The organism is Actinocrinis sp., assembly GCF_035946395.1.
Lineage (GTDB): Bacteria > Actinomycetota > Actinomycetes > Streptomycetales > Catenulisporaceae > Actinocrinis.
This window is the reverse complement of sequence record NZ_DASYZI010000343.1, coordinates 1-15,828: the sequence shown is the minus strand read 5'-3', so window position 1 is coordinate 15,828 and position 15,828 is coordinate 1. Positions and strand designations below refer to the sequence as shown.

Below are 15,828 nucleotides of genomic sequence, written 5' to 3'. Positions count from 1 at the left end.
GAAAAAACTTGGAGTGTCGACAGCTCGCCGAGCGGGGCCGGCTTTGAAAAGCCGATAGAATTGAATTTCGGTCGCCGGAGGAAGGCGGAGTGAACATGTGCAGCACTGGCCCGGAGTCTTCGCTTTCCCGGGAGGATCTGCGTTCGCCCTTCACCCGGTTCGGCGGGGCCGAGCTGATCGGCATCGAGGTGGAGGTGGCGGCGCTCGATCCCGAGACGGGCCAGAGCATTTCCTACCATGGGAATTCAGGGATCGAGGCCCTGCTGTACCGGCTGCTGGACGAGTTCGGCAGCGACGCGCCGAGCTACGAGAACGGGAATCTGGTCGGTTTCGCATTGCCCCGCGGCGGGACCGTCTCGCTCGAACACGGAGGCGCGGTGGAGTACTCCGCGCCTCCTGCGCAGAGCGTCGTGGACGCCGTGGGCGCGACGCGATCGACCCTTCGGCAACTGGCCGAGACCGCCCGGGAACTGAACATCGCGATCGTGCCCGGAGCGAACTATCCGTTCACCAGGGCAGAGCAGGTTCAGTGGGTTCCGCACAGCCGGATCCCCATCATGTGGCGACACTTCGCGAGCGTCGGCGATCTGGGAAAGCACGGTGTCGACGTCATGTCGCGGGCCTTGAGCGTGCAGGCCACTTTCGACTACACGTCAGAGGCCGACATGATCGAGAAGATTCGAATGCAGGCCATGGCCAGCACGCCGGCCTCGGCGCTCTTCGTCAACTCCCCACTGGAGGACGGCGGCCTGACCGGCGGCATGTCGCAGCGCATGAAGTACTGGGCTCGGGTGGATCCGAATCGGTCGCGGATCAATCCGATCATGCTGTCGAGCGATTTCACGACGGATCGGTTCATCGATTGGGCGCTCGGCTTGCCGATGATTTACCGGAGCCTTCCCGACGGGAGTAAGGGAGCTGCGCCTGCGCGCCCTTTCCGGTCGCTTCTCGAAACCGGCTTCGGCGACGGGTCGGTGCCGAAAGCCCGAGACTGGTCCGCGCACCTGTCGCAGATCTATCTCGACGTCAGGCTGCGCGAGACGCTGGAGGTGCGTGCCGTCGACGGACCGCCCTTCTCGGCGCTGCAAACCGTGCCGGCCTTCTGGACCGGCCTCACATATCATCGGCCTTCTCGGCTCGCGGCGATCGAACTACTCCAGGGCGTCAAGTACGAACAGCATCTTGAAGCGCTCGACGGGATCGCCGGGGCCGGTCTCGGATGTGAGCTGGCCGGCCGCCCCGTGCAGGAGTACGCCTTCGAACTGCTGGGGCTGGCGGATATCGGCTTGCGAGCGCTGGCCAGCGAAGGGCGCGAGGATCACCGCGTCGTTTCTTATCTCGATCCGCTGCATGAAATCGCGGCGTCGGGCAGGACGTTCGCGCAGATCTGTGCGGCTCGCTGGCAGGGAGATTTCGACGGGTCGGCGAAACGTTTTGTCGAGGCGTACCGGATCTAGAAAACCGGGAACTGCCGGTGTCGCGGTGTGCACAAGAGCTTCAGGCCGACGGCTCCGGCGACTTCAGCAGGTTCAATGTTGCCTGGTGTGTCTTGGGATCGCCGGACGCCAGGGTTTGGCCGGATGATGTGTTAAGGCTCAGTTCGGCGCCTGACCAGTCAGTCATCACGCCGCCGGCGCCGCTTATGACCGCGGCCGGGGCGAATACGTCATAGTGCTTGAGGCCGCAGTCGACGGACACGTCCACTTTCCCGCTCGCCAGCAGTGCGTGCGCGAAGGAACTTGCTCCGTAGAGTGTGTAACTGACTTCGTCGCGGACACGCGCCAGGGCCTGGTACTCGTCGGCGGCGAAGAAGTCAGGGTTCGAACACGTCATCAGCGCGGCCGCCGGGTCGGGGCAGCGCCTGGTTCGGATCGGCGTGCCGTTGCGTTTCGCGTACAGCGTGGCGACCCCCACCCAGCGGTCGTCGGTCGCCGGGTAGTCGAGGACGCCGAGCCACGGGCGGCCCAATCGGCTCACCCCGATCAGGGTGCCGTAGACCGGGATTCCGGCGATGAAGGGCGCCGTTCCGTCAACCGGGTCGAGAACCCACGTCAGGTCCGCGCCCAGTCCGTGCGACCCGAACTCCTCACCCAGGACGCCGTGGTCCGGGTAGGCGTCCGCGATCAGTTCGCGCAGCCTGGACTCTATGGCGCGGTCCAGTTCGGTGACGAAGCTGCGGTCCGCCTTGATCTCGGGGCGGGTGGCTTCCGAGGCCGCCTTCCGGAAGAGGCCTCGGCTCTCGTCGGCGAGGCGTTGCGCGAAGGCGATCAACGAGTCGGCGGATTCGTCTCGCATGGTGGGCATGGTGGGGCCCCGTTCGTGTGGAGGCCGAGGAGGTTCGGCTGGTCGGCGGATGTCGGGATATCTAGGTGAATTCCTCAAGGGTCTCGGCGAAGGCCCAGTCGACCCAGGGCAGTAGGGCCTCGATATCGGCCGCGTCCACGGTCGGGCCGCCCCAGATCCGGATTCCGGGCGGGGCCTGCCGATGCGAGGCGAGGTCGTAGCCGGCGTCATTCTGCTCGATCCGGTGGCACACGCGATGCACGAAGTCGGCCTGCCGGTCGTGGGTCAGCCGCTCGAACAGGTCGTGGCGGAACTTCAGGCAGATGCTCGTCGACGAGATCGTACTCGGGTCCTCGGCCAGGAACTCGACGTGTGGGTTCGCGTGTACCCAGCGCGCGATGACGTCGAGGTTGCGCTGCGACCTCGCGAGGAGGGCGGGAAGGCCGCCGATCTCCTGGCACCAGTCCAGGGGCCACTCTCGCGTCCTCGACGGCGAGCATGGAGGGGGTGTTGATGGTGAAGCCGTCGAAGAGCCCGTCGAGCAGCACACCGTCCCCGCCCCCGGCTGCGTCCCGGGTCAGGCGGAACACCTTCGGCAGCGGACGGTCGGGGCGGAACGTCACCAGGCGCTCGACGGCGGCCGGGGACAGCGCGAGCATGCCGTGCGCCCCCTCGCCGCCCAGTGCCTTCTGCCACGACCAGGTCACGACGTCCAGCTTTGCGAAGTCGACCGGCATCCCGAACACCGCCGACGTGGCGTCGCAGATCGTGAGGCCGGCGCGGTCCGCGGGGATCCATTCGCCGTCCGGGACGCGGACCCCGGACGTCGTCCCGTTCCAGGTGAAGACGACGTCCTTGGCGAAGTCGACACGGTCGAGGTCCGGCAGCTGCCCGTACCGTTCGGCACTGTGGACGGTCACGTCGGGAATCCTGAGCTGGGCGACGACGTCGGCGAGCCAGGTGAACCCGAAGTTCTCCCAGCAGCACACCTCCACCGCCCGGTGGCCGAGCAGGTTCCACATGGCCATTTCGATCGCGCCGGTGTCGGAGCCGGGCACGATGGCCACCCGGTAGTCCGCCGGCAGTCCCAGGATCTCCTTGGACTGCTCGATCACGGCTCGCAGCCTGGCCTGCCCGTCGGGATGACGGAACAGGCGGCCGACGAAGGCGTCTTTGACCTCGCCGACGTCCCATCCGGGCTTCTTGGCGCAGGGACCGGAGGAGAACCACGGACGCGCGGGCTTCGCCACCGGTTTCGTCGTCATCACGGGTTTCGTCATCGGTTTCGTCATCGGATTCGGCCTGGATATCAACGGGCCAGGCCGACAAAGTGCCGCCGCGTGCCCTCGTAGGCGAAGCGCCCGTGCTGCAACACCTGGTTGTCCAGCACCAGCACATCGCCCTTTCGCATCCGCACGGCCCGCGTCGTGCGCCACAGCGCACCGCGCAGGAAGGAGATCAGGTCGCCGTCGATCGCGGTTCCGTCGCCGTACGTGGTGGTCGCCGGATAGTCCTCGTCCGGGAGGTCGGGGCGGAATCCGGGGTGCGCCCGCCAGTAGGAGCAGTGCAGTTCGGTCACCTGGTTGAACCAGAGCTCTTCACCGGTGTCGGGGTGCGGGACGAACGCGCTCCACCGGTATGAGTAGCGAAGTCCGCCGCTGTTAGTCCACGTATAGTCGTAGCCGGATGCTGTCATGTGCTCTTCGACTCGCGCACGGTCATCCGTGCCGAAGGTGTCGACCCACCCCATCTCGTGGTCGGACGACACCTGCGGCAGACTGCGGTGGTATCGGATGCCGCGCTCGCGGAACTCCTTCAGCACGTCCGCCGGGATGCCCTTCACCGCCTCGCGGATGTCGTTGACCGGAACCTCTCCCCCCTGTCGCGCGGCGACGTCGCAGAAGAAGAAGATCCGTCGCGGATAGGCGGGGAGATAGGCCATCTCGTTGTGCGGCGACAGCGTGATGCGATGGTCCTCGCTGCTGGCTTCGAGCGCCAGGCCGGGGTCGCGCTTGCGGACGGCGATGCCGCCGCGGTAGCCGTGGCTCGGGTAGCCGAGCTGCGCCAGCAGGCTTTCGAAGGCCGGCTTGCCGGTGATGGGCAGACCGCGCAGCACGACTCCGCCGGAGGCGGACAACTCGTCGTCGAGCACGCGCCTGACGGAGGCGACCAGCTCGGGGAGCGGGACGTTCGCCTGCTCGGTTTCCAGGACCGGGATCATGCCGCCCGCGTCGCGGATGCTCTCCGGGAAACCGGTGTGGCCGGAGCCCGCCAGGAACGGGCGGCCGCGCACGGAGACGTGGAAGGGCGGCTCGTCGCCGATCCGGCGGAAGTCCGGCGCCGCTGCACTCGGGTTCGTGGTCACCGCTTCATCTCGTCATTCACATCCTGACCATGGGGATCCGGCGATTTCAGGCGCGGCGGCCGCGAAGGACGCAGACCTCGTGGAACACCGGCTGGGCCGGATCCGCGTTGAGCCGCTCGCTCGCCTCGCTCGCGGAGATGGCGAGCCGGCCCGCCTCGTCGGCGTAGAACTCGCACACGAAGTCGCGCTCGTAGCCGGTCCCCCGCATCGCCGCCTCCAGCGCCGCGAAGAACGAGATGTCGGTGCGCGCGTGCTGCCGCACGATGCGCGACGCGAGTTCCTGCGCGTGGTAGCCGTTCGAGCGGAACAGCCGGGTCAGGGCGTCCCTGCCGATCCGGCAGCCCAGGATGAGGATCACCTCGGCCTGCGGAGCGTACGCTCTGACACTGGTCAGCAGCGCCTCGATCAGTCCGAGGCCGACCGCGTTGAACGGGTGCTCGTCGAACTGTTCCCACGGGTAGTAGTGCGCAAGGCGGTCTTCCAGCTGCCGCCCGGCGTCCGCCGCAGTCAGGTGGGCGAGCCGGAACTTCGCGGAAGCGGCCTCCTGCGGGTCGGGCACCTGGGGAAGACAGCCCACGACGACGTCCGTCTCGGCCATCGTGGCCCGGGCCACGGGGGCGTCGATGAGGCTCACCGGGCCGTCGATCGGGCGGAACCGGTCCGTCAGGGCCGGCGCGCGCTGTGCGACGAAGGTCCTGGCCACCGCTGCCAGCCGGGGGTCCAGGTCGCTGCCGAACACCATCGACGCGTCGCATGCGCGCAGCATGAACAGGACGTTGGTGCCGCTGCCGACGCCGACCTCGTACACACGCCGGCCGCGCAGTTCCGCCCGTTCCAGCCCGGCTTGGAAGGTCGCCGTCCACGGATCGGCGGGATCGAAGGCGAAGCTCGGGACGGAGCCGGCGAGATCCGGCTCGGCATGCGCCCACTGCGGGGCGTCGCCCAGTCGCATGACGGGTTACCTTTCGACAGGTCGGTCGGACGGCGGCCTCGCATCGTTCCTAATCGATCAGCAGGATTTCTCCCGCGTCACCCCGCAGGCAGTGCTCTGAGCTCATCGACGCGGCGTAGCCCCCGGAATTGATCAGGGCGACCCGGTCGCCTTCCCGCAGGCGGGTCATCCGGTGCCGCACCGCCCACTTGTCGAGCGCCTCGTTGATGTTGCCGACGACGGTGTACGTCTCCGTGCCCTCGTCCCAGCGCGGCACCACGGGCACCGGTTCGGCCGGCAGTCCGTAGAAGGCCGGCTCCATCGCCAGGTTGAATCCCGCGTCCAGACCCGCGAACAGCACGTCCCGGCGCCGCTCGACGTAGGTGACGCTGGTGAGGATCAGACCGGCGTCCTTCACCAGGTAGTCCCCCGGCTCGACCGCCACGGCCAGGCCGCGCCCGGCGAACCTGCGCGCGACCGCGGCGGCCCAGCGGCCCAGGTCCAGCGGCTTGTCGGCGGGGGTGTGCGGCACGCCGAGCCCTCCGCCGACGTTGATCTCGGTCAGCTCCGGGAAGAGCCCGGTGAACCGGTCGGCGGCGTCGAGCGCGGCTTCCAGCTGGTCGAGCTGGCCGTCCAGGAATCCGCAGCCGACGTGGAAGTGGAGGCGGGTGACCCGCAGACCGTGCCGTTGCGCGATGGCTTTCGCCTCCTCGGCATGCTCAAGGTAGATGCCGAATTTCGTGGTCTCCTGGCCGCTGTAGGACAGGCGGTCGTCGTTCTGGTAGCCGACGCCGACCGCGGGGTTGATCCGCAGGCCGACCTCCCGGTCCGGGCCGGCCTGTCCCAGCCGGTCCAGCGCGGACAGCGAGTCGAGATTGACCCGCAGGTCCGGGAATCCGGCGAGGGTGGCGATGTCCCGGCCGGAGAGCGAGGTACCGGTGAAGGAGATCAGTTCGACCGGGAACCCGCAGCCCAGCACATGCAGCAGTTCGCGCGTAGAGCAGACGTCGACTCCGCAGAGGCCTCTGGCACGCAGATACGCCAGCAGCGCGGGTGACCGGTTGGCCTTGATCGCGTAGTAGATCCGGTAGTCGAGGCCCGCGGAGGCCAACGCCGCGGCAAGGCGCTCGACGTTCTCGCGAACGCGGTCCGCGCGTACCACGTATGCCGGCGTGCCCACTTGCCCGGCGATCCGGTCCAGGTCCGTCCCGCCGAGGCGCAGCCGGCCTGCGTCGTAACACAAGTCGGCCCGCTCCCACCAAGGCGCCGCGTGGGTGACCTGTGATCCGTCTGCCTCGACGTACCGGACACGCGCGGCGGAGTCGCCCAAAGCGTTCAAGATCCTCGTCCCGTCGCAATCGGTGCCGATCAGGACGGGCAATGGCGCGTCCGACACCTGGCGGCCGACACTGAGCGCCTGCTTGATGCGCAGAACGGTCAGCGCCTCGGTCAGCCCCCGGCAGTCGAGCGCTCGTGCGGACTTCGTCACGCCGTCACCTCCGAGCCCGTCTCCCGCCGTCCACGCCCCGTGATCGGCGTGTCGCGCGGGCGTGTTCGTCGTCACCCGGACTCACGCGCGTTCAGCTCGCGCTCGGCCCGGGCGAGCGCGTCGGCCATGATGGCGGCGATCCGGTCGATCTCGCCCTTGGTGATGATCAGCGGCGGCGACATGATGCAGAGGTTCTCGTAGGGACGCACGAGCAGCCCCGCCTCCTCGCAGTACGCGTCGACCCGCGCCGCGAGTGCCATGTTGCGCGGCGTGGGCCCGACCTCGCCGGGGACCTGGCACTCCACACAGGCCATGAGGTGATCGCCGCGGACCGTGTAGACGATCGGCGACGTGCGCAGTTCGCGCAGCCGCTCGACGAAGTACGGGCCGACCCCGCGCACGTGCCCGCAGATGTCGTCCCCCTTCATCACCTCGATGTTCGCGATGGCCGTCGCGCAGGCGACCGGGTGACCCGAGTAGGTGAAACCGTTGGAGAACACCGGTTTGGCCGGGTCGGCGGCTTCGACGAGCGCCGCCGCGACCCGGTCCGAGATCAGCACGGCGCCCAGCGGCTGGTAGCCCGAGGTCAGCCCCTTCGCGGTGACGATCATGTCCGGGACGACGCCGAACTTCACCTCCGAGGCGAAGAAGTGGCCGAGCCTGCCGAAGCCGGTGACGATCTCGTCGCTGATGTAGAGGATGTCGTTGCGGCGGCACACTTCCGCGGTGGCCGCGTGGTATCCCGGCGGCGGGGTCAGCACCCCGCCCGAGGCCAGGATGGGCTCGGCGATGAAGCAGGCGATGTTCTCGGCGCCGATGCCGGCGATGGCCGCCTCCATCTCCCCGATCAGCTCGGACAGGCGTTCGGCCGCGGACACCGGGGAGTGGTCGGGGTCGTAGCGCGGGCTCTGTAGGTGGTGCACCCACGTGCTCTCGTAATGGAAGCTCGTGCGGTCCGCGTCCTTGCCGCTCAACGATGCCGCCAGGTATGTGCTGCCGTGATAGGCGTCCACGCGTGAGAGGACATGGTGCTTCTCAGGACGTCCCTGGCTCCCGTAATACAGGTGCGCGATGCGTATCGCCGACTCGACGGCGGTGGATCCGCCGGTCGTGAAATGGACGCGGTTCAGATCCCCGGGGGACAACTCGGCCAGCAACGCCGCGAGTTCAGTCGCCGGTTCGTTGGTTACATCGCCGAACGGCGTGTAGTACGGCATCATGCGCGCCTGTGCCTGCATGGCATCGATGAGTTCTTCGCGGCCGTAGCCGACCGTCACGCACCACATGCCGCCGATGGCGTCGAGATATCGCCTTCCCCGGTGGTCGACGACCTCGACCCCGTGCGCCTCGCGCACGATGAGCGAGTTCTCGGCGCCGACGCTGGAAAGGTCCGCCCACGGATGCAGTACGTGGCGCGCGTCCTTCTGCACGGACGAGCGGCCCCGGCGTTCGACTTCCGTCTCAAGTCGCACGATTCTCCTCACCCCGCGCTGACGATGGTCCGGTACCGGTCATGAGTCCTGGTGACGTCGCTCGCCAGGTAGGCCGCCTTGTAGGCGTCGAGGCTCGGGTATCCCGACGCGGCCTCGGCCGACAGGGACTCGACGAACCCGCCGTCCCTGATGTCCGCCAGGATCCGCCGGCCCGAGGCCTTGACCTCGTCGCCGAGCAGCGTGCCCAGGTAGCGCTGGACGCCGACGCGGCACGTCGGAGAGCCCTGCTGCTCGACGACCTCGTACAGGCCGGCCGAGGCGCACTCGACCAGCATCTCGGCCATCTCACCGGACGCGTACATGTCCAGCAGGGACGCGACGGGGTCGCAGCCGCCCTCCACCAGCACCTCGAACGCGACGCGGAACGCGTCGAGCAGCAGCGGGGTCAGGAACTGCTCCTGGAACAGGTCCAGCTCGGTCTCGGTGGCCACGGACACCGGCATGACGCCGAAGCGGGTGAAGCCCAGGGCCTGCGCGATGCCCAGGACCCGCCGCAGCGCCCTGCCCGACGGGTCCTGCACGACGTCGACGAACGCGAGCGCCCCGGAACCCTCCAGGTATCTGGCCCGGATCGGCTTGCCGAACATCTTCGGGGCCAGCAGCGCGGCGTCCGCGTGCGCCGGCAGTTCGATCCGCCGGTAGCGCAGCGAGAACCCGTGGGCCAGGACGAACAGGTCCCCCTCGGCGAGGTGCGGCGCGATCTGCGAGTCGTAGACCTCCGCGTGCGCCTCGTCCGGAATCAGCAGGATGATGATCGATGCCTGTCTTGCGGCTTCGGCGATCGGTCGCGGGTCGAAGCCGTCCGCCAGCGCGGCGTCGCGGTACTCGTCGTCGCGGTTGCCCACGACGACGCGCACGCCGCTGTCCCGGAGGTTGGCGGCGAACGCCTTGCCCTGGATGCCGTAGCCGATGACGGCCACGGTCTCGCCTTCGATGTCGCTCGGGCTCGCATCCTTCTCGAAATACACGTGGACCCCCTCATCCTTGGAACAGGGCCGCGGGGAAACGTCGCGGAAGGTGGTTCAAGCTGCGGTTCAGGCTGTGGTGTCGGTCGCGCGGTCCGCCGCGGTGTCGGCGTACCGCGTCCCGAGGGAGGCGCCGGCCGGTTCGCGGTCCCGCAGCAGGCCGCCGAGGTCGGCGTACGCCAGGTTGCGGCAGTAGACCTCCGTGAACCTCAGCCATTCGGCCCGGCGCCGCTGCCCGTCCCAGCCCAGCCGCTCGGACATCTCGTCGAGCACGAGGTCCAGCGCCTCCAGGTCGAGGGTGCAGCGGCCGGCGTCGTCGAACACGACGACGTCCCGGATTCCGCCGGAGTTCAGCAGGTAGTCCTGTAGACCGCCGGCCATCTGGTGCAGCACGTAGTGCCGGACCTTCTCGCGCAGGAAACCCCGGTCTTCACGGGCGTCATCGGCCGTCTGGGGGGCGAAGCGCAGCTCGCCGGGGACGACGAGGAACGGCATCCGCCGCGTGGTCGAAGCGCCCAGCCTCGGGCCGTTCTGCTCGCGCAGCTGCGCCGCGATCTGGTCGCCGACCGCTCGTCCGGCCCACCGGAACTCGGTGAGCTTGACGTTGACCATGTCGAACACCACCCCCGCGCCGACCGGGCGGCGGGTGATCCGGAACATGCGGGAGATGTCCTTCACCGAGATCTCGCCGCCGTCGCCGGAGGCCAGCGGCCGGATACCGCAGAACACGTTGAAGATGTCCCGGCGCCCGACCTTCCAGCGGTCCTCGACGAGTTCGTTGTAGCAGTCCAGCAGTTCCTCGAACTCGTCCTGCACCGGGACGACGAGATCCGGGTCGGTCTGCGCGCGGTCCGTGGTGGTCAGCTGGATGTACCACAGACCGTGCTGGTGGAAGGGTCGCAGGTAGTGCTGGCGCTCCTCGTTGAGCGGTACGAGTCCCACCCGCAGCCGCGGATCCGCCGACAGGCTCTCGTGGATGAAGCGGTTGGTGACCTCCAGATGTGTGCCGCGGGAGTACACGACCGTCTTCTTGCCGTCCGGCCGCGAAGTGCGGTTGCGGACCTCGTCCAGCCAGGGGCCTGCGGCATTGGCGATGGTGCGCGCGCGGACGGTCACCGTCTCCGGCAGCTCGTCGTGCTCGAAGCGCCGGGCCAGCGTGACGGTGAAGTGCCCGGATTCGGCGCCGTCGCCCTGCTCCCAGGCGTAATCCACCACCTCGACATGGCTCATGGCGCGGATCGGGTGCTGTGCGGTGCTGCGGAAGTAGGCGTCGCGGATGGCCTTGAGCACCAGGATCTTGTCGTTGTTGGCCTTGCCGTCCCAGTACAGGATCCCGCCGAGCACGTCCTGCGCGTCCATGTGCGGCAGTTCCCCGGCCAGGGCCCGCCTGCTGCCGAAAAGGCGGACACGGCTGAACCGCGGCGCCCCGCCGAACCACGCCCACAGAGCCGTGAACAGGTCGTACAGGGAGATCCCGAGGAACACGGCCCACTTCTTCTCCGGGCTGTCCGGCAGGACGAAGACGATGTTCGGGATCTCCTCGACGGTGCCCGCGGTGGTCTCGATCAGGATCTTGCGTTCCCTGGTCCCGTACCAGACCAGCTTCAGGTCGAGCCAGGCTCCGCGCAGGTTCTGCGCGAAGGTCTGCTTGATCTTGGGGTCCCGGCGCAGGTGGAAGGCGAGCAGCGTGCGGTGGAAGGCCATTCTGAAGTACCGGATCCCCGGGTGGATCGCCTTGCCGGTCTTGCTCGACGTCTCACCGCCGAACGGGCCGCGGTCGACCAGCAGGGCGCTGGCGTTGCCGCGCGAGGCGAGATCCCGCAGGACGCCGGCGCCGGCCGCGCCGCCGCCCGCGATCAGGGCGTCGTGCACGAATCCGCCGCCGCTCTCCTGCTGCGCTACCAGGTCGCGGTACTGCCGGACGACGTCCGTCATCGCGAACGACCAGGACTGCGGTACGGACGGGGACGACCCCTTGGGACGCCTCACTGTGCTCTTCCTCCTTTTCGTAGTTCGACCACCCGGTGGCCGCCGTCGCGCCGGGCGTGGAAGGTGACCGCCCGGTCCGGCGCGACCGGCGACGTCGTGCGCCAGTCCCAGCCCTGTTCGATCATGTAGGACATGAAGGCCCTGATGTCCTCGCCGTCCATGCCGCGCGTGCCGCGGCGCCGGGCGACGAGAAGCTCCTGGGCCTCGCGATCACGCACCATCTGCTCGAACGGCGGCCAGCCGAACGCCCACAGCGCATCCAGACGGGCGAACACCGCGCGCCAGTGCGCGAGGTGGACCGCGACCTCGCGCCGCAGGCCCGCCGGGAGCAGCGCCGGGTCGACGTCGGTCTCGGCCCCGGCGAACCAGAGGTCGAACAGGAACACCCCGACCCTGCCGCGCACCTCGAAGCCGGGGCCGGGCGCCTGTTCGTCGGCCCGCTTGTCGAAGTCGCCCATCCGGATCCGGCTGCCGGGGGTGCTGCGCTCCATCTCGCCGAGGTTCCGTTCCAGCCAGGCCAGATCGTGCGTCCCGGGCAGCGAGCGGTTCGTGACGGTCGGCCGGCCCGGATCGTAACCGCGGCTGCGCAGCGGTTCCCGGTCGCGCTTGCCGAGGTACCAGTCGTCGCCGCTTCGGGCGACCGCGCGGCCGTCGGCCCGCGGATCGAGCAGGCGGTCGAGCACGGTCGCGAGGGCGTTCGTCAGGACCGTCTTGCCCGCGCCCGGACTCCCGTTGAATCCGACCACGAACAGTCCGTCGGGCCGCCGCCTGCGTCGTTCGCGCACGATCCACTGGGCGAGCGGCAGGTAGAGCCGCCAGAGGTCGGCCATGGGCCGGTCCAGGTCCACCGCGCCGGGGAAGTACGAGCGCCACCACGGGGCGAACGTTTCCCACACCATTCGCACCAGCTTGGCGTCTTCCACCGCCGCCGAACGGGTGGATTGCGGCCCGGCGGCGGGAGCGAACACCTGCCGGACCGGGTCGTCACGGATCGCCGCGGCGAGCACGTCGAGGTCGGCTTCGCGCGCGGGCCGGCCCGCGACGAGGTCCCGCAGCACGGGAATCAGGCGCCGGTCGATCTCGTCGCGGATCCGCTCGGCCTGCCCGGCCGGCGCGGTTGCGGCAGGCATTCTCTCGGCGGCGGCAGCCGCCGCTTCCCTGTTCCCGTGCGGCACTGTCGTGTGCATGGTCACGACTCCGACAGCAGTGTGTAGAGGTCGCCGAGCCGCTGGTCGGGCTTCGCGATCTGCGCCATCGGCACGTCCTTGCCGAACCGGCGGGTGAAGTCGGCCCGGATCCGGGCGAAATCGAGCGAGTCAAGACCCAGGTCGGACAGCCGCCTCGATTCGTCCCACTGGTGGACGTAGGCGTCCAGGAAGTCACGGATTCCGTCTTCCGCGCCACCCCCACCTTCCGCGTCACGCGGAGCCCCGCCGTCGGAGGCAACCCCCGACAGACCGTGTCCAGGCGGTTCCGAAAGAAGCCGCAGCGGATCTGGCACGAGCCCGTCGGCCGCGAACAGCGCACCGGCCCTGGCTGCGTGGTGGCGGTCGATATCGCAGATGGCGTAGTTGCGCCCCGCGGTACTTCCCGACAGCAAGGCCGACACCACCTTCCCGAGCAGGGCCAGCGCCATGCCGGACGCCAGCGGCGTCTCCGCGTCTGCGCGCGCTGCCCGCATGGCCTTCTCGTTGCGGGCGGCCATCCCGGTCTCGCCCCAGGTGCCCCAGTCGATCGCGACGACTGCTGGCCCGGGGCCTGGAGGCGGCCACATCGCATACGCGTCCATCCACGCGTTGGCGGCGGCGTAATTGGCTTGGCCCGCAGCGCCGAACAACGCGCTGATGGATGAGAACGCGACGATCCAGGGTGCGCCGGTCTTGCGGCCCAGGTCCGTCAGCGGCGCCAGCGCGAGCTTCGGCGCGAGCACCGCTGGGAGGCGCGATCCGTCGAGGTTGCGCAACACGCCGTCGTCGAGGGCGCCGGCCAGGTGGAAGACGCCGGCAAGCGGACCGGTGCGGGCGGCCAGTGCATCGGTGTCTACCGGACGGGTGAAATCCAGGTCCAGGAAGCGTACGGCGCCATGGTCGTCGGAAGGACTCTGCCGCCCCGAGAGGATCACCCGGGAGGGTTCCACGCCCTGGGCGTGGAGCAGCCAGTCCGCGAGCACGCGGCCAAGGCCGCCGGTACCTCCGGTGATCAGATAGCTGCCGGTCGAGCCGCCGAGGGTTCCCGACGGGAGTTCCGGCAGGAACGCCGGGATCAGACGCCTGCCGAAAGCGATGCCCTGCCGGATGAGAAGGTCGGATTCCGGGCCGTGAGATTCAGCCTTCTGGATCAGGCCGTCGATCCTCGCGGAGTCGCGCTCGGCGCCCTGCGTACGCCATTCGGTCGCATTCAAGTCAGCACAGTGGATGCGCCGCGTCAGCAGGCCCGGCTCCTCGTGGTCGAGCGATCGTGTCAGACCTGCTGCCAGTCCGCTGCGATCGTCGGCCGGCAGCAGGAACGCCAGCGTGCCCCGCGCCTCGGCGGTCACGAGGGCTTTGAGCAGTTCGAGGAGGTCGGCGCAGTACCGGTCCGGCGCCAGGTCCGGGCGGGGCCGACAGACCACGGCGGCGGTAGAGGCCGCGTTGTCGAGGGCCTCGCGCAGGAAGCGGGCCGACGCGGCCGGCCCGGCGTCGCCGAAGTCGATCCAGGGGATCCGTCCGGACGCGGCGGGCTGTGCGGCTGCGACCGGAACCCAACGCAGCTCGTGCAGCCGGTGACGGTCGCCCGGATCCCGCGGGTCCAAGCGGCCCAGGAAGGCGGTGATCTGAGTCAGGATGCGGTCACGCTGGTGCAGCATGAAGTCGTGCTGTCCCGGGTGCGGGTCGATCTCGACGACCGGACTCGTGGTGACGGCGGACCACTCCCCCGCTGCTGCACTGGGAAAAGAAGCGTCTTCGAGCCCGCAGTGCACTTGGAGAGGACATCGCACGACCCCGGCCCCGTCGCGTTCCCGGCGTCCCACGATCCGCGATTCCGACCGGGAGTCGAATGCGAGGTCTGCTTCCAGCAGGGGCAGGACGTCGCGCGTCCACGTTTCGTCGGCTCGCAGCTCGTCGGGAGCCATCAGCAAGCTCTCAACCGGTTGCTGCGTGCGAGCGGACCCCGAGTCGAAAGGTGCCCGGCCGACGATCGAGACGGCCGCGATACGGCCGCCGCTGCTCCAATCGGCAAGTTGGTCGCCGAGCAGATCCAGGATGACCGAAGCACCGAAGCTCAGGCCGCAGAAGGCCACGTCGGACGAGCCGGCGTCCTCGCGGATCGCCGCGGCCAACGCGTCCAGCACGGCCTTGTCTCCGCGCTCGTCCGCCGGGAGGGCCTCAGCTGCTCGGCCGCCGCGGCCGGGCAGCTCCACCGCGACGATGTCGAGCCATTGCGCCGCCGCATGGGCCCACGACCGGAACGCCTCGGACGATCCGCCCGCGTAGGGGAAGCAGTAAAGCTTCGTGCGCGCGTGCGGCTTGTCGACGAAACGCACGAGGGTCCGGGCCACGGCGTTGCCGGCGACGGCGCCGGACAATGTCCGCTCGGTCCTCGGTTCGGGATCGACGTAGGGCGAGGCCTCCGGTCTGGCCCAATAGCTGGTCCGGTCGAAGCTGTACGTGGGTACGCGGCTGCGCACCGCCGCGTCCCGCGCCGTTCCCGGTTCGCCGTCGTGGAACGCGGCGAAGTCGAGATCGACGCCGCTGCACCACAGCTCGCCGATCGCGGCGAGCAGGTCCGCCTCGGCGTGGGCGTCGGACTCCTTCGCTCGCGGCATGCCGGCCAGAAGCAGAGGCCTGTCACCTTCCGCCGCCTCCAGGCACTTCGCCGCGAAACCGGTGAGGACCCGGCCGGGGCCGACCTCCAGGATGACGTCGGGCTCCCATTTGAGCAGCGTCTCGACGCAGTCGCGCCAGCGCACGGCCGAAGTCGCCTGGCTGCTCCAGTGGGTCTGCGGCCGATAGCCGGCGTCGAGCCACGAACCGGTCACGTTGGTCGCCATCGGCACGGAAGGCGCGCGGGCGGGGAGATCGGCCGCCGCCGCGTCGAGCCGCCGGGCGACCGGTTCCATCAGGGGGCTGTGGAACGGATGGGAGACCGGGACGCTTCGGCAGGTGAACCCCATCGGCGCCAGGTCTCGCTCGGCGTCGCGAAGGGCGGCAGCGGTCCCCGACAGCACGACCCGTCCGGGGGCGTTCTGCGCGGCGAGCCAGATCCCGTCCCGGCCGCGCAGCCACTCGGTCAGCCGGTCCTCGGCACCGACGACCGCGAGCATGCCGCCGGGG

The 15,828-nt window shown here is 69.4% G+C and carries 10 protein-coding genes and 1 pseudogene; 1 reads left to right on the top strand and 10 read right to left on the bottom strand.

What is annotated here, in order from left to right; genetic code table 11:
• Window positions 1-95: 95 nt before the first annotated feature.
• Complete coding sequence (locus tag VGS97_RS21455) at window positions 96-1,457, top strand: glutamate-cysteine ligase family protein (protein ID WP_326855407.1); 1,362 nt, start codon at window positions 96-98, stop codon at window positions 1,455-1,457.
• A 40-nt stretch (window positions 1,458-1,497) separates the two neighbouring features.
• Here VGS97_RS21455 and VGS97_RS21450 read toward each other — a convergent pair whose 3' ends face one another.
• The 10 genes and pseudogenes from VGS97_RS21450 to VGS97_RS21400 form a co-directional block, all read right to left on the bottom strand.
• Window positions 1,498-2,295 (bottom strand): inositol monophosphatase family protein, encoded by a 798-nt coding sequence (locus tag VGS97_RS21450; RefSeq protein ID WP_326855406.1) that lies wholly within the window; start codon window positions 2,293-2,295, stop codon window positions 1,498-1,500.
• A 70-nt stretch (window positions 2,296-2,365) separates the two neighbouring features.
• Window positions 2,366-3,548 (bottom strand): annotated as a pseudogene (locus VGS97_RS21440) (phosphoserine transaminase).
• 44 nt (window positions 3,549-3,592) lie between these two features.
• Window positions 3,593-4,648, bottom strand: a complete 1,056-nt coding sequence (locus VGS97_RS21435; protein ID WP_326855403.1) for a TauD/TfdA family dioxygenase — start codon at window positions 4,646-4,648, stop codon at window positions 3,593-3,595.
• A 46-nt stretch (window positions 4,649-4,694) separates the two neighbouring features.
• Entirely contained in the window at window positions 4,695-5,600 is a 906-nt protein-coding gene (locus VGS97_RS21430; protein ID WP_326855402.1) for a hypothetical protein, read from the bottom strand.
• 49 nt (window positions 5,601-5,649) lie between these two features.
• Window positions 5,650-7,068: a diaminopimelate decarboxylase gene (locus tag VGS97_RS21425; RefSeq protein WP_326855401.1), complete on the bottom strand. Its 1,419-nt coding sequence runs from the start codon at window positions 7,066-7,068 to the stop codon at window positions 5,650-5,652.
• Between the two features lie 71 nt (window positions 7,069-7,139).
• Window positions 7,140-8,540 carry an aminotransferase gene (locus tag VGS97_RS21420; protein ID WP_326855400.1) on the bottom strand — a complete coding sequence of 467 codons (1,401 nt, stop codon included), beginning with the start codon at window positions 8,538-8,540 and terminating at the stop codon, window positions 7,140-7,142.
• An 8-nt stretch (window positions 8,541-8,548) separates the two neighbouring features.
• The gene (locus VGS97_RS21415) at window positions 8,549-9,529 is read right to left on the bottom strand and encodes an NAD(P)-binding domain-containing protein (protein WP_326855399.1); all 981 of its coding nucleotides are present in this window, start codon (window positions 9,527-9,529) and stop codon (window positions 8,549-8,551) included.
• 66 nt (window positions 9,530-9,595) lie between these two features.
• Window positions 9,596-11,515, bottom strand: coding sequence for an FAD-dependent oxidoreductase (locus VGS97_RS21410; protein WP_326855398.1), 1,920 nt, complete (start codon window positions 11,513-11,515; stop codon window positions 9,596-9,598).
• Entirely contained in the window at window positions 11,512-12,702 is a 1,191-nt protein-coding gene (locus VGS97_RS21405) for a hypothetical protein (RefSeq protein ID WP_326855397.1), read from the bottom strand. Before VGS97_RS21405 ends, VGS97_RS21410 begins: the two co-directional genes overlap by 4 nt.
• Window positions 12,703-12,704: 2 nt before the next feature.
• On the bottom strand, window positions 12,705-15,828 hold a 3,124-nt coding region (locus tag VGS97_RS21400), incomplete at its 5' end, for a KR domain-containing protein (RefSeq protein ID WP_326855396.1).